This window comes from Streptomyces sp. BF23-19, assembly GCF_041106355.1.
Lineage (GTDB): Bacteria > Actinomycetota > Actinomycetes > Streptomycetales > Streptomycetaceae > Streptomyces > Streptomyces virginiae_A.
On sequence record NZ_JBGBPT010000063.1, the window covers coordinates 26098 to 39320 of the forward strand.

Consider the following 13223-nt stretch of genomic DNA (forward strand, 5'->3'; position numbering starts at 1 on the left):
GACGCGGGGGCGCCGCCGCGCCCCTACAGTTCGGGGCCCTCCCCGGGCTCCTCCTGGTACGAGTAGCGCTGCTCGCGCCACGGGTCGCCGATGTTGTGGTAGCCGCGCTCCTCCCAGAAGCCACGGCGGTCGGCGGTCATGTACTCGATGCCGCGGACCCACTTGGGGCCCTTCCAGGCGTACAGGTGCGGGACCACCAGCCGTACCGGGAACCCGTGCTCGGCGGTGAGCAGTTCACCGCCCTCGTGCGTGGCGAAGACGGTGCGGTCGGAGGCGAAGTCGGCCAGCCGCAGGTTGGAGCTGAAGCCGTACTCGGCCCACACCATCACGTGCGTGACCTGCGGCGCGGGGGGTGCCAGGGCGAGGACCTCGCGGGCGAGCACACCGCCCCATTCGGCGCCCTGCATGCTGAACTTCGTGACGCAGTGCAGATCGGCCACGACGGTGTCGAACGGCAGGGCCGTGAACTCCTCGTGGTTCCAGCAGTGCTTGTCCCCGTCGGCCGTCGCGCCGAAGACGCGGAACTCCCAGCGGTCCGGCTTGAACTTGGGTACGGGCCCGTAGTGGGTGACCGGCCAGCCCCTCTGCAGCCGCTGCCCCGGTGGAAGCTCCAGCTGCTCTGCTCCCGGAGATTCCCGGCTTTCCGGCTGACCCATGACTCCATGGTGACAGACTGGGCAGGGTGGTCATGACCAGGTCTGGGCCGATTCGGGCAAGTCACGGTAACTCCCACTAAGGAGGCACTTACTGGACGGTCCCCGGTGGCGATGCGAGGATGCGCGCAACTGCCCCGTCACATAGCTGACATTGCCTGGAAGGAGCCTGTGCGATGCAGGGCGACCCCGAGGTCCTTGAGTTTCTGAACGAGCAGCTGACCGGCGAGCTGACGGCCATCAACCAGTACTGGCTGCACTACCGCATCCAGGACAACAAGGGCTGGACCAAGCTCGCCAAGTACACGCGTGAAGAGTCCATCGACGAGATGAAGCACGCGGACAAGATCACCGAGCGCATCCTGATGCTCGACGGCCTGCCGAACTACCAGCGCCTCTTCCACGTGCGCGTCGGGCAGACGCTCACGGAGATGTTCCAGGCGGACCGCCAGGTCGAGGTCGAGGCCATCGACCGGCTCAAGCGGGGTATCGAGGTCATGCGCGGCAAGGGTGACATCACCTCGGCCCGGCTCTTCGAGGAGATCCTGGAGGACGAGGAGCACCACATCGACTACCTCGACACCCAGCTGGAGCTCATCGAGTCCCTGGGCGAGCCGCTGTACATCTCGCAGCTGATCGAGCAGCCGAGCTAACCGGCTCTAGGCCGCTTCCGCCAGCTCCGCCGAACGCGCCGTTCCCGGCTCCGCGGCGAGCACGGCCGCCGTCTGGCCCTTCTCCAGCAGCTCCCGGCGGGGGCACGCCCCACGGCCGAGGATGCCCTGGATGGTGCGCACGCACGATCCGCATTCGGTGCCGGCCTTGGTGGCCGAGGCGATCTGGCGCGGGGTGCAGGCCCCGGCCGCCGCGTGCTCCTTGACCTGCTTGTCGGTGACACCGAAGCAAGAGCAGACGTACACGCGGTTCACCTCCCTGGGCGGAATGGTTCTGCGGTTCAGCGAGCCATCCCCATTTCGGTGAGGCTTACCTAACCGTACCCAAAGTTAGGGTGGCCTAAAAGCCCCCTGTACGACGATGGGGCGCGGATCACATCGATCCGCGCCCCATCGCCGTACGAAGGTACTGATTGATCCTTACTGGTCGCGGTACATCTCGGCGACCAGGAACGCCAGGTCCAGGGACTGGCTGCGGTTGAGCCGCGGGTCGCAGGCCGTCTCGTAGCGCTGGTGCAGGTCGTCGACGAAGATCTCGTCGCCGCCGCCCACGCACTCGGTGACGTCGTCACCGGTGAGCTCGACGTGGATGCCGCCCGGGTGGGTACCCAGCGCCTTGTGGACCTCGAAGAAGCCCTTGACCTCGTCGAGCACGTCGTCGAAACGGCGCGTCTTGTGGCCGGAGGCCGCCTCGAAGGTGTTGCCGTGCATCGGGTCGGTGACCCAGGCGACGGTCGCACCGGAGGCGGTGACCTTCTCGACCAGCTCGGGGAGCTTGTCGCGGACCTTGTCGGCGCCCATGCGGACGACGAAGGTCAGCCGGCCCGGCTCGCGCTCGGGGTCCAGGCGGTCGATGTACGTCAGCGCCTCGTCCACCGTGGTGGTGGGGCCGAGCTTGATGCCGATCGGGTTGGCGATCTGCGCGCAGAACTCGATGTGCGCGTGGTCCAGCTGGCGGGTGCGCTCACCGATCCAGACCATGTGGCCGGAGGTGTCGTACAGCTTGCCGGTGCGCGAGTCGGTGCGGGTCAGCGCACCCTCGTAGTCGAGCAGCAGCGCCTCGTGGGAGGCGTAGAACTCGACGGCCTTGAACTCGGCCGGGTCGGTGCCACAGGCCTTCATGAAGTTCAGCGCGTTGTCGATCTCCCGCGCGAGCTGCTCGTAGCGCTGCCCGGAGGGGCTGGACTTCACGAAGTCCTGGTTCCAGGCGTGCACCTGGCGCAGGTCGGCGTAACCACCGGTGGTGAACGCGCGCACCAGGTTGAGCGTCGAGGCGGAGGCGTTGTACATGCGCTTCAGCCGCTCGGGGTCCGGGATCCGGGCCTCTTCGGTGAAGGCGAAGCCGTTGACGGAGTCGCCGCGGTAGGTCGGCAGGGTGACGCCGTCGCGGGTCTCGGTGTCCTTGGAGCGCGGCTTGGAGTACTGGCCCGCGATGCGGCCGACCTTGACGACGGGCACGGAGGCCGCGTACGTCAGGACGGCGCTCATCTGGAGCAGCGTCTTCAGCTTGGCGCGGATGTGGTCGGCGGAGACGCCGTCGAAGGCCTCGGCACAGTCGCCGCCCTGGAGCAGGAACGCCTCGCCCTTGGCGACGGCTCCCAGACGGGCGCGCAGCTGGTCGCACTCACCCGCGAAAACGAGGGGCGGATACGACTCGAGGTCCGCGACGACAGCGCGCAGAGCCTCGGCATCGGGGTACGAAGGCTGCTGCGCCGCGGGAAGGTCTCGCCAGGTCGCCTTGGCGGCGGGGGCTTGGGTTTCAGCGTTCACGGTCACCTCGTACACATTACGGCGTCACACGCCGCGTTCGGCCCCCCGCCCACAACGTGAGACGAACCAGCTCAAAGGTCACGGGCATCCGACGGAACGGAATCCATGGTTCAGCTCACGTCGCGAGACAGATCCTGCCCCGCGGGGGCGGTCTGGGCTAAGGTGCCCACCATGTACGCGCACGCGAACCAGAACTGGTGGTGGCCCGCTCCCGGCGGCCCACTTCTCGCGCGTACCTGAAGACACGCACGACGCGAAGCCCCCCCGGGGGGGCTTCCTTCCGCGTTTTCGACCATGCTGTCGGATCCCAGGGGCCGCTCCTCCCACCGGAAGGACGCTCCGCCCCATGAACCCCAGCCGACCCGACCGCTTGAGCCGACTGCTCGACCCCTCCTGCCCGCCCTTCGCCCTGCTGCGCCGGCGGACGCCCGGCCGCGACCACGACACCGTCGAGGTGCTGATCGGGCAGGTCGGCGAGGTCGAACGGCTCGCCGACCGGCAGGTCGGCGAGCTGCCCTCGCTCGCGCTCGTCCCCTTCCGGCAGATCCGGGAGCGCGGCTTCGACGTCCGCGACGACGGCACGCCGCTGAGCGTGCTGGTCGCCGAGGAGGTGTACGAGATCCCGCTCGCCGAGGCGCTGGCCACGCTGCCGAACCACCCGGTGCGGGTCGACGGCGGCCGCTTCGACGTCCCCGACGAGGAGTACGCGGCCACCGTCCGGCGGGTCGTCGAGGACGAGATCGGCCGCGGCGAGGGGGCGAACTTCGTCATCCGACGCACCTACGAGGGCCGCATCGACGGTTTCGGCCGGGCCGACGCGCTCGCGCTGTTCCGGCGGCTGCTGGAGGGCGAGCGGGGCGCGTACTGGACGTACGTGGTCCACACCGGGGAGCGGACCCTCGTCGGGGCGAGCCCCGAGGTGCACGTACGGATGTCCGGCCGGACGGTCGTGATGAACCCGATCAGCGGCACGTACCGCTATCCGGCCGGGGGGCCGACGGTCGACTCCCTCCTCGCCTTCCTCGGCGACCGCAAGGAGACCGAGGAGCTGTCGATGGTGGTCGACGAGGAACTGAAGATGATGTGCACCGTCGGCGACATGGGCGGGGTCGTCGTCGGACCGCGGCTGAAGGAGATGTCCCACCTCGCGCACACCGAGTACGAGCTGCGCGGCCGGTCCTCGCTGGACGTGCGGGAGGTGCTGCGCGAAACCATGTTCGCGGCGACGGTCACCGGGTCCCCCGTGCAGAACGCCTGCCGCGTCATCGAGCGGTACGAGGCGGGCGGGCGCGGCTACTACGCGGGCGCGCTGGCCCTGCTGGGCCAGGACGCCGCCGGGGCGCAGACCCTCGACTCCCCCATCCTGATCCGCACCGCCGACATCGCGGCGGACGGCACGGTGCGGGTGCCGGTGGGCGCGACGCTGGTCCGGCACTCGGATCCGGCGGGCGAGGTGGCGGAGACCCATGCGAAGGCGGCGGGGGTGCTGGCGGCGCTCGGGGTGCGGCCGGCCGCGCCGCGCCCGGCGTTCGTCGAGGGGGCCCGGCCGGGGGACGATCCGCGGGTGCGGGCGGCCCTCGCGGCTCGCCGCCAGGACCTGGCGCCGTTCTGGCTCCGGATGCAGGAGCGGCCCGCGGTCCCGTCCGGGCACGCGCTGGTGGTGGACGGCGAGGACACCTTCACGGCGATGCTGGCCCACGTCTTGAGAGTGGGGGGTCCGAGGGTGGCCGGGCTGGAGGTGACCGTACGCCGCTACGACGATCCGGGGCTGCGGGCCGCGGCCCTGGCCTGGGAGGGCCCGGTGGTCCTGGGCCCCGGTCCGGGCGATCCGGCCGATGCCGCGGACCCCAAGATGCGGATGCTGCGCGCGCTGGCGGCCGACCTACTGGCCGGGCATCGCCACGGCCTGGTCGGGGTCTGCCTGGGCCATGAGCTGCTGGCGGCCGAGCTGGGCCTCCCGCTGATCCGCAAGGCGGAACCGGCGCAGGGGGCGCAGACCCGGATCGATCTGTTCGGGGCCGAGGAGGTGGTCGGCTTCTACAACACGTACACCGCGCACTGCGACGACGCCCTGGCCGGCCGGCTGGCGACCCAGGGGGTGGAGGTGGCCCGCGATCCGGCCACGGGCGAGGTGCACGCCCTGCGGTCCCGGGCCGGGGGCTTCGTGGGGGTGCAGTTCCATCCGGAGTCGGTCCTCACCCTGCGGGGCGCGGAGCTGCTGCGCGAGCTGCTGGCCGGGATCCGGGCGGTGTCCCCGGCCTGAGGGGCCGCACGCCGGACGGGCCGCACGCCCCCTGGGCGGTCAGCCCGTCCGGCTCTCGGTGCCCGGGGACCCGCCGGCCCGGAGGTGGTGCACCAGCTGCCAGGTCAGGATCGGTCCCAGCACGGCCAGCCCGCACAGGAGGGCGGTGACGTTGCCGGTCGCCAGCGCCACCGACACCGCGGCGCCCACCGTGTGATCGGCGAAGGTGAGCCAGGGGTCCACCCGCCGGCCCGGCTCGGCGCGAAGGGCGGGCCGTAGGGCCCGGAGGGCGTAGAAGAGCTGGATGGCGGCGCAGGCCGAGAGGATCCAGCGGAACACGGTAGGGACGTCCACGTGGCCGAATCTAAGCCCCGCCCCGGCCCGCCGGTATGGCCGGATGCCGAAGTCCGGGTGAACTCCCGGGTCCGGGACCCTGCCGACACGACTCAGGCGGGCGGGACGAGGGTGTTCTCGGAGCGGCGACCGGCCAGGTGGTCCGCCACGTTGGCGACGGTGGTGGCGATGATCTGGCCCACCGCGTCCGTCGTGTAGTACGCCTGGTGGGAGGTCACCAGGACGTTCGGGAAGGTGACCAGCCGGGCCAGGGTGTCGTCCTCGACGGTCTCCAGCGACTTGTCCAGGAAGAAGACGCCGGCCTCCGCCTCGTACACGTCCAGGCCGACGCCCGTGAAACGGCCGGCCCGTAGCTCGTCGACCAGCGCCTCGGTGTCGATCAGTCCGCCGCGGCTGGAGTTGACCAGGATCGCGTCGTCCCGCATCCGGCGCAGCGCGGCCGCGTCGAGGATGCGGCGGGTGGACTCCAGCAGGGGTACGTGCAGGCTGATCAGGTCCGAGGAGGCGAGCAGCTCGTCCTTGTCCACGTAGGTCATGCCGAGTTCCAGGCAGGCCGGGTTCCGCACCACGTCCCAGCCCAGCAGGCGCATGCCGAAGCCGTGCGCGATCCGGGTGAACGCCTCGCCGATCTTTCCGGTGCCGAGCACGCCGACCGTGCGGCCGTGGAAGTCCCGGCCCATCAGCCCGTTCAGCCGGAAGTCGAAGTCCCGGGTCCGGATCGAGGCCCGGACGATCCGCCGGTTCACGGCCATGGCGAGGGTCCAGGCGAACTCGGCCACCGAGTGGGGCGAGTAGGCGCAGACCCGGCTGATCGTCATGCCGAGACGCCGGGCCTCGTCCAGGTCGATGTTGTTGAAGCCGGTGGACCGCTGGGCGATCAGCTTCGTCCCGCCCGCCGCCAGGACCCGTAGCACCCGGCCGCTCAGGTCGGCGTTCACGCTGGAGGAGACGATCTCGTACCCGGCGGCGATCGGCGCGGTGTCCTCGTCCAGGAAGACCTCCAGGCAGCGGATCTCGTGCTGCCCCGCGAAGGCCTGCTCCAGGAGCGGCTTCTCGTCGGCGGTCACACCGAATGCCAGGATCTCCACGCTTGCTCCCGCACCTCGAACCATGGGCCGCTTGTCACCATACGGCCCATGGTGGCGGGTCGCCGCTCAGCCGAAGAAGACCCCGGCCTCCTTGTAGAGCGCGGGATCCACCGTCTTCAGCTTCGAGGTCGCCTCCGCGATCGGCACCCGGACGATGTCCGTCCCCTTGAGCGCGACCATCTTCCCGAAGTCCCTGTCGCGCACGGCCTCGATGGCGTGCAGCCCGAACCGGGTCGCGAGCCACCGGTCGAAGGCGCTCGGCGTGCCACCGCGCTGGACGTGGCCGAGCACCGTCGTACGGGCCTCCTTGCCGGTCCGCGCCTCGATCTCCTTGGCCAGCCACTCGCCCACGCCCGACAGTCGGACATGGCCGAAGGAGTCCAGGGTGCCGTCCTTCAGGACCATCTCCCCGTCCTTGGGCATCGCGCCCTCCGCGACCACCACGATCGGCGCGTAGCTCGCCCGGAACCGGGAGGTCACCCAGGCGCAGACCTCGTCGATGTCGAAGCGCTGCTCCGGGATGAGGATGACGTTGGCGCCGCCCGCGAGTCCCGAGTGCAGGGCGATCCAGCCGGCGTGCCGGCCCATGACCTCGACGACCAGGACCCGCATGTGGGACTCGGCCGTGGTGTGCAGCCGGTCGATGGCCTCGGTCGCGATGCCCACGGCGGTGTCGAAGCCGAACGTGTAGTCGGTGGCGGACAGGTCGTTGTCGATGGTCTTGGGTACGCCGACGCAGGGGATGCCGTACTCCTCGTACAGCCGGGCGGCGACCCCGAGGGTGTCCTCGCCGCCGATCGCGATGAGCGCGTCCACCTCGTACTTCGCGAGGTTCTCCTTGATGTCCCGCACGCCGTTCTCCGTCTTGAACGGATTGGTGCGCGAGGAGCCGAGGATGGTGCCGCCGCGGGGCAGGATGCCGCGGACGGCGGGGATGTCGAGGGGGACGGTCCGCCCCTCGATCGCGCCCCGCCAGCCGTCCTTGAACCCGACGAACCCGCAGCCGTACTCCTGGTCGCCCTTGCGGACGACGGCCCTGATCACCGCGTTGAGCCCGGGGCAGTCGCCGCCGCCGGTCAGCACTCCGACCTTCATGGAATCTCCAATCGCCATGACGGTCACGCTAGTGGTGACCCAGGTCACAGCAAGGGGCCTGGAGAGGTCAATTCCGGTGGAATCGTGAGGCGTTGCGTACGTCCGTTCACTCGTACGAGTTCGTAAGTACGATCGACGGGCGGTGCGGACGTCCCTCGTGCGGGTACTACGCGTCGTCGAGTCCGCGTTCTATGGCGTACCGGACGAGCTCCACCCGGTTGTGCAACTGCAGCTTGCCCAGGGTGTTCTGGACGTGGTTCTGCACGGTGCGGTGGGAGATGACGAGCCGTTCGGCGATCTGCTTGTACGACAGCCCCTTGGCCACGAGCCGCAGTACCTCGGTCTCGCGGTCGGTCAGCTGCGGGGCCTTCGGCTCGTCGGAGGTGGCCGGCAGCGGGTCGGTGGCCAGGCGCCGGTACTCGCCGAGCACCAGCCCGGCCAGGCCCGGGGTGAAGACCGGGTCGCCGGCGGCGGTGCGGCGGACCGCGTCGATCAGCTCCTGGGCACCGGCCGACTTCAGCAGGTAGCCGGTCGCGCCGGACTTCACCGCTTCCAGGACGTCCGCGTGCTCACCGCTGGCCGACAGGACCAGGACCCGCAGGGCCGGGTTGGCGCCGACCAGTTCCTTGCAGACCTGCACGCCCGGCATGCCGGGCAGGTTGAGGTCGAGGACCAGCACGTCGGGCGTGACGGCGTGGGCTCGACGGACCGCCTCGGGGCCGTCGCCGGCGGTGGCGACGACGTCGAAGCCGGCCGCGGCCAGGTCGCGGGCGACCGCGTCGCGCCACATCGGGTGGTCGTCGACGACCATCACCCGGATCTCGTGCAGCTCGTTCGGCCTGTTCGGGTCGTTCACGTCGGTGCGCTCGCTCATCTCTTGTCCGTCCTCCCCCTGGGTACCTTCAGTTCCACTTCGGTGCCCTGCCCGGGGACGGACACCAGATCGGCGCTGCCGCCGAGATCACGCAGCCTGCCGCGGATGGACAGGGCCACCCCCATCCGGCCCTCGCCCGCCGCCTGGTCGAGCCGGCCCGCCGGGATGCCCGGGCCGTCGTCGCGAACGGTCACGATCACCTCGTCGCCCCAGTCCTCGACGAGGATCCAGGCCCGCGCCCCTTCCCCGGCGTGCTTGCGCACGTTGTCCAGGGCGGCGCCGACCGCCGCGGCCAGTTCCTTCGCGGCGGGCACCGGCAGCGGCACCGGGGTGCCGGGCTCGGCGAAGCTCACGCGGGACCCGGCGTGCGGGGCGAGGAGCGTCCGCAGGTCCAGCTCGCCGTCGTCGGCGCCCGGCTCGTCCACCTCGTACGTGTCCACCAGCGCGCCGCGCGACTCGTCGCTGGAGACCCGGGAGGGCCGCACCAGCCCGCTGGAGACCAGCGTGCGCAGCGCCACCTCCTGCTCCCCCGCCATCCGGCCGAGCTCCTCGGCCTCGCCGCCCAGCTCGCTGCCGCGCCGCTGGACCATGGCGAGGACCTGGAGGACCCCGTCGTGGATGTCTCGGGCGAGGCGCTCCCGCTCGCGGGTGGCGGCCTCGATCTCCAGGGCGCGGGCGAGGGTGTTCTCACTGGCCCGGGCGACCTCGACCACGTAGCCGATGGCCACGGAGGCGACCCAGACGAGCAGGACGTTGTGCAGGGTGTCCCCGGTGGGCCGGCCGGTGTGGATGGCGAGATTGGCGGCCGCCACGAAGGTGGAGGCGAAGCAGGCCCAGCGCCAACCCCCCTTGATGGCGAAGGCGAGGACCGCGCCCGCCGTCCAGATGGTGGGCAGGGTGGAGCCGCCCGCATGGATCCGCGCCTGTGTGTCGGCGACCGGGGTCAGCACGATGCCCACGATCGCGACGGTGAGGTCGGCGACGAGGAAGCCCTTGGTGCAGCTCGCGGCGTTCGCCACCTTGCGGGAGGTGGCGAGGGTCCAGACGGCGAGGAACGCGAGGTAGCCGACCGCGACCCCCGGGCGCGGGAACTCCTTGTACGCGGCCGCGAACAGCAGCGCCGCGTACACCATGGTCAGCAGTCGGTACGCGGTCAGGGCACGCCACAGCGGCTGCTCGACCGACATGCGTACGACGCGTTCGCGTTTCGCCATCTCCCCCACCCCTCGCGGGCGGTATCGCCCGCGCGCAGCTACTGCGACGTGCCGTCGGCCTTCTCGGCCTTGTCCGTCTTGGCAGCCTTCTCGGCCTTCTCGGCCTTCTCCGCCTTCTCGGCATCGGCGATCTGGCGCTTGGCCGCCGTCGCGTAGATGTCGACGTACTCCTGACCGGAGAGCTTCATGATCTCGTACATGACCTCGTCGGTCACCGAGCGGAGGATGAAGCGGTCGTTGTCCATGCCGTGGTAGCGGCTGAAGTCCAGCGGCTTGCCGATCCGGATCCCCGGCCGCATCAGCTTGGGGACCACCTTGCCGGGCGGCTGGATCTTCTCCGTGTCGATCATCGCCACGGGGATCACGGGCGCCCCGGTGGCCAGGGCCACGCGGGCCAGACCGCCGGGCTTGCCGCGGTAGAGGCGTCCGTCGGGTGAACGCGTGCCCTCGGGGTAGATACCGAACAGCTCCCCGCGTTCGATGACGTCGATGCCGCTCTGGATCGCGGCCTCGCCGGCCCCGCGGGCGCCGGAGCGGTCCACCGGGAGCTGGCCGACGCCCTTGAAGAAGGCGGCCGTCAGCTTGCCCTTGACCCCCGGGGAGGTGAAGTACTCGGCCTTCGCGATGAAGGTGACCTTCCGGTCCAGCACCGCCGGCAGGAAGAAGGAGTCGGAGAAGGACAGGTGGTTGCTCGCGAGGATCGCCGGCCCCTCCGCGGGAATGTTCTCGAGGCCCTCCACCCACGGCCTGAAAGCGAGTTTCAGTGAACCGCCGATGGAGAACTTCATTGCGCCGTAGATCAACTCGAAAGCCTTCCTGTGTCTGTCGAACAGACCATATCCCGTGCCTACACCGGCAGGGGCCCGACGACCCTGGCCGGTGCCACCCCGGTCGCGTACGGTGAAGTCACACAGAGCAACGCACCCACCCGACGTACATCGTGATCAAGGAGAACCTGGTGCCCGTCCTCCCTGGAGCCGAGCCGTTCCGCCACGAGGGCGGAGAGGTCGGCGTCCTCCTCTGCCACGGCTTCACCGGCTCCCCGCAGTCCCTGCGCCCCTGGGCCGAGTACCTCGCCGGGCGGGGCCTCACGGTGTCGCTGCCGCTGCTCCCCGGGCACGGGACGCGCTGGCAGGACATGCAGCTCACGGGCTGGCAGGACTGGTACGCGGAGGTGGACCGCGCCCTGCGGGAACTGCTGGACCGGTGCGAGCAGGTGTTCGTCTTCGGGCTGTCGATGGGCGGGGCGCTGTCCCTGCGGCTCGCGGCCAAGCACGGGGACGCGATCAGCGGCCTCGTGCTCGTCAACCCGGCCAACAAGGTGCACGACCCGCTGGCCGTGACCCTGCCGGTGACCAAGCACCTGATCCGGTCGACGCCGGGCATCGCCAGCGACATCGCGAAGCCCGGCTCGGAGGAGGTCGGCTACGACCGGGTCCCGACCCATGCCGCGCACTCGCTGAAGAAGTTCCTGCGGCTCGTGGACGCCGAGCTGCCGCAGGTGACGCAGCCGTTGCTGCTGCTGCACAGCCCGCAGGACCACGTCGTACCGCCCGTGGACTCGGCGCGGGTGCTGGCCCGGGTCTCCTCCACGGATGTCACCGAGACCCTGCTGGAACAGAGTTACCACGTGGCGACGTTGGACCATGACGCGGAGCGGATCTTCGCGGACAGCTATGCGTTCATCGGCCGACTGGCGGAGAGCGTGGGCAGGGAGGGGGCGGAGGCCGGTGGCTGAGCACGAGGAGCAGTCGGGCGGGGTTCCGCCGCTGGACGAGGAAGCGGCGTGGGCGGCGATCGTCGCCGGGTACGGGCAGGAGCCGCCGGACCCGCCGGGGGCCCGGCCGTTCAGACCGATCGAGAACCTCCTCCTGCCGGAGGAGGACGTCAAGCCGCTGCCGCCGGAGTCCGGACCGGACCCGAAGGCCGATCCCGAGCCGGACCCGAAGCCGGACCCGAAGCCGCACGCGGAACCGGGTCCTGCGGCGGCCCTGGGCAGCTCCGTGGTCTTCGCCCCGGGCGTGGGCATGGCGGGTCCCCGGGACCACTCGCCGGCGGAGCCGAAGGACGACGACCTGACTCCGGCGGAGGAGGGCCACTTCGTCCCCCCGGAGCCGGAGCTCCCGCCGGCGGACACGACGTCGAAGTTCGCGTGGCTGGCGGTCGTCGGCGGCCCGGTGCTGCTGTTGCTCGCGGTGCTCCTGCAGTGGGAGATGACCTGGTGGCTGACGACGCTGGGCATCGGCGGCTTCCTGGGCGGCTTCGCGACGCTGATCGCACGCATGCAGCACGACGAGGATGACGACGACGACCCGGGCCGCGGCGCGGTCGTCTGACCCGCTCCTTCGCGGGGCTCCGCCCCGGATCCCGCGCCTCAATCGCCGGCGGGGCTGAAATTGCCCTCCGGGCATCCAGAGGGACGGCATCAGCCAAATACAGCCCCGCCGGCGATTGAGGCGCGGGATCCGGGGGCAGCGCCCCCGGCTACGGCGCGGCTGCCAAACGGAGGGCCGCCAGCACCGGCAGGTGGTCCGTCGCCGACCGCAGGTCCGTGAGCGAGAGGCCCGGCAGGCCCTCCGGGACGCCGCAGGCCAGCACCTCCACCCCCTTCGTGGCGAACACGGCGTCGATCCGGCGGTCCGGCGCCACCGCCGGGAAGGTCGCTCCGCCGCCCCACGGGGCCACCGCCCGACAGTCCTGGAGCTCGGTGGCCAGCCGCCCGTACGCCGGCCCGTCCGGGCCCTCGTTCAGGTCGCCCGCGGCGATCGCGTACGGCACGTCCATGCCGGCCAGCCGTTCCAGCAGCAGCTCCGCGTGGGCCCGGCGCTCCGCCGCCTGGAGCGACAGGTGCAGGGAGGCCAGCCCCACCCGCACGCCCCCGATCCGGACCACCGCCGTGGCGAAGCCCCTGCGGTGCAGTCCGGGGGTGCGCGGCAGCAGGACGTCCTCCGTGCGCTCCACGAAGACCCGTAGCGAGCACAGCAGCAGCGGTCCGGCCGCCGTCGCGCCCCCGCCCAGCACCACCAGGTCGCACCTGGCGGCCAGCCGGGCCGCGTGTTTGCGCCACCGGAAGAACCGGGGGGCCTCCTGGACGAGGACGAGGTCGGGCTCGCACGCCCGGATGACCCGGGCCAGCGCCTCCTCGTCGTCGCGCAGGGAGCGGATGTTGTAGCTGAGTACCCGGATCACGGCAGAACCGTCGGGCTCCGTACGGGACTTCGGCAGCGAGGGCGGCAACTGGTCCATGTACCGCAAGATACGC

General features: G+C 71.0%; 14 protein-coding genes. 4 read left to right on the top strand and 10 right to left on the bottom strand.

The window, feature by feature from the left end:
• Positions 1–23 precede the first annotated feature (23 nt).
• On the bottom strand, positions 24–656 hold the full coding sequence (locus AB8A24_RS29755) for a sulfite oxidase-like oxidoreductase (RefSeq protein WP_266390691.1): 633 nt from the start codon (positions 654–656) through the stop codon (positions 24–26).
• Between the two features lie 173 nt (positions 657–829).
• On the opposite strand from AB8A24_RS29755, the gene bfr reads away from it, so the two are divergent.
• Positions 830–1306: a bacterioferritin gene (bfr, locus tag AB8A24_RS29760; RefSeq protein ID WP_030731234.1), complete on the top strand. Its 477-nt coding sequence runs from the start codon at positions 830–832 to the stop codon at positions 1304–1306.
• A 6-nt stretch (positions 1307–1312) separates the two neighbouring features.
• Here the strand turns inward: bfr and AB8A24_RS29765 are convergent, their stop codons facing one another.
• Both AB8A24_RS29765 and AB8A24_RS29770 read right to left on the bottom strand, forming a co-directional pair.
• Positions 1313–1570 carry a (2Fe-2S)-binding protein gene (locus AB8A24_RS29765; RefSeq protein ID WP_328963669.1) on the bottom strand — a complete coding sequence of 86 codons (258 nt, stop codon included), beginning with the start codon at positions 1568–1570 and terminating at the stop codon, positions 1313–1315.
• A 174-nt stretch (positions 1571–1744) separates the two neighbouring features.
• Positions 1745–3100: a class II 3-deoxy-7-phosphoheptulonate synthase gene (locus AB8A24_RS29770; protein WP_030731231.1), complete on the bottom strand. Its 1356-nt coding sequence runs from the start codon at positions 3098–3100 to the stop codon at positions 1745–1747.
• A gap of 340 nt (positions 3101–3440) precedes the next feature.
• On the opposite strand from AB8A24_RS29770, the gene AB8A24_RS29775 reads away from it, so the two are divergent.
• The gene (locus AB8A24_RS29775) at positions 3441–5357 is read left to right on the top strand and encodes an anthranilate synthase family protein (protein WP_369478066.1); all 1917 of its coding nucleotides are present in this window, start codon (positions 3441–3443) and stop codon (positions 5355–5357) included.
• Between the two features lie 39 nt (positions 5358–5396).
• On the opposite strand, the gene AB8A24_RS29780 is transcribed toward AB8A24_RS29775, so the two are convergent.
• The 6 genes from AB8A24_RS29780 to AB8A24_RS29805 form a co-directional block, all read right to left on the bottom strand.
• Complete coding sequence (locus tag AB8A24_RS29780; protein WP_328963667.1) at positions 5397–5690, bottom strand: hypothetical protein; 294 nt, start codon at positions 5688–5690, stop codon at positions 5397–5399.
• Between the two features lie 92 nt (positions 5691–5782).
• Entirely contained in the window at positions 5783–6778 is a 996-nt protein-coding gene (locus AB8A24_RS29785) for a 2-hydroxyacid dehydrogenase (protein ID WP_328963666.1), read from the bottom strand.
• A 66-nt stretch (positions 6779–6844) separates the two neighbouring features.
• Positions 6845–7873, bottom strand: a complete 1029-nt coding sequence (locus AB8A24_RS29790; protein ID WP_328966013.1) for a 6-phosphofructokinase — start codon at positions 7871–7873, stop codon at positions 6845–6847.
• Between the two features lie 166 nt (positions 7874–8039).
• A complete protein-coding gene (locus AB8A24_RS29795) occupies positions 8040–8747 on the bottom strand; it encodes a response regulator transcription factor (protein WP_030010354.1) in 708 nt (235 codons plus the stop codon).
• Positions 8744–9961 carry a MacS family sensor histidine kinase gene (gene macS / locus AB8A24_RS29800; protein ID WP_328963665.1) on the bottom strand — a complete coding sequence of 406 codons (1218 nt, stop codon included), beginning with the start codon at positions 9959–9961 and terminating at the stop codon, positions 8744–8746. Before macS ends, AB8A24_RS29795 begins: the two co-directional genes overlap by 4 nt.
• Before the next feature lie 38 nt (positions 9962–9999).
• Positions 10000–10749 carry a lysophospholipid acyltransferase family protein gene (locus AB8A24_RS29805; RefSeq protein ID WP_328966012.1) on the bottom strand — a complete coding sequence of 250 codons (750 nt, stop codon included), beginning with the start codon at positions 10747–10749 and terminating at the stop codon, positions 10000–10002.
• A gap of 170 nt (positions 10750–10919) precedes the next feature.
• Here AB8A24_RS29805 and AB8A24_RS29810 point away from each other — a divergent pair, with 170 nt between their 5' ends.
• Both AB8A24_RS29810 and AB8A24_RS29815 read left to right on the top strand, forming a co-directional pair.
• Positions 10920–11699: a carboxylesterase gene (locus AB8A24_RS29810; protein ID WP_030731208.1), complete on the top strand. Its 780-nt coding sequence runs from the start codon at positions 10920–10922 to the stop codon at positions 11697–11699.
• Complete coding sequence (locus AB8A24_RS29815; protein ID WP_328963664.1) at positions 11692–12297, top strand: hypothetical protein; 606 nt, start codon at positions 11692–11694, stop codon at positions 12295–12297. The genes AB8A24_RS29810 and AB8A24_RS29815 overlap by 8 nt, the downstream gene beginning before the upstream one ends.
• Positions 12298–12445: 148 nt before the next feature.
• Here the strand turns inward: AB8A24_RS29815 and AB8A24_RS29820 are convergent, their stop codons facing one another.
• Complete coding sequence (locus AB8A24_RS29820; RefSeq protein ID WP_328963663.1) at positions 12446–13207, bottom strand: endonuclease/exonuclease/phosphatase family protein; 762 nt, start codon at positions 13205–13207, stop codon at positions 12446–12448.
• Between the last annotated feature and the right edge of the window lie 16 nt (positions 13208–13223).

What these genes read in the sequence shown, in the direction of transcription:
- AB8A24_RS29755 (WP_266390691.1), bottom strand. Translation starts at nt 656, where the DNA reads ATGGGTCAGCCGGAAAGCCGGGAATCTCCGGGAGCAGAGCAGCTGGAG.
- bfr (WP_030731234.1), top strand. Translation starts at nt 830, where the DNA reads ATGCAGGGCGACCCCGAGGTCCTTGAGTTTCTGAACGAGCAGCTGACC.
- AB8A24_RS29775 (WP_369478066.1), top strand. Translation starts at nt 3,441, where the DNA reads ATGAACCCCAGCCGACCCGACCGCTTGAGCCGACTGCTCGACCCCTCC.
- AB8A24_RS29790 (WP_328966013.1), bottom strand. Translation starts at nt 7,873, where the DNA reads ATGAAGGTCGGAGTGCTGACCGGCGGCGGCGACTGCCCCGGGCTCAAC.
- AB8A24_RS29795 (WP_030010354.1), bottom strand. Translation starts at nt 8,747, where the DNA reads ATGAGCGAGCGCACCGACGTGAACGACCCGAACAGGCCGAACGAGCTG.
- macS (WP_328963665.1), bottom strand. Translation starts at nt 9,961, where the DNA reads ATGGCGAAACGCGAACGCGTCGTACGCATGTCGGTCGAGCAGCCGCTG.
- AB8A24_RS29805 (WP_328966012.1), bottom strand. Translation starts at nt 10,749, where the DNA reads ATGAAGTTCTCCATCGGCGGTTCACTGAAACTCGCTTTCAGGCCGTGG.
- AB8A24_RS29820 (WP_328963663.1), bottom strand. Translation starts at nt 13,207, where the DNA reads ATGGACCAGTTGCCGCCCTCGCTGCCGAAGTCCCGTACGGAGCCCGAC.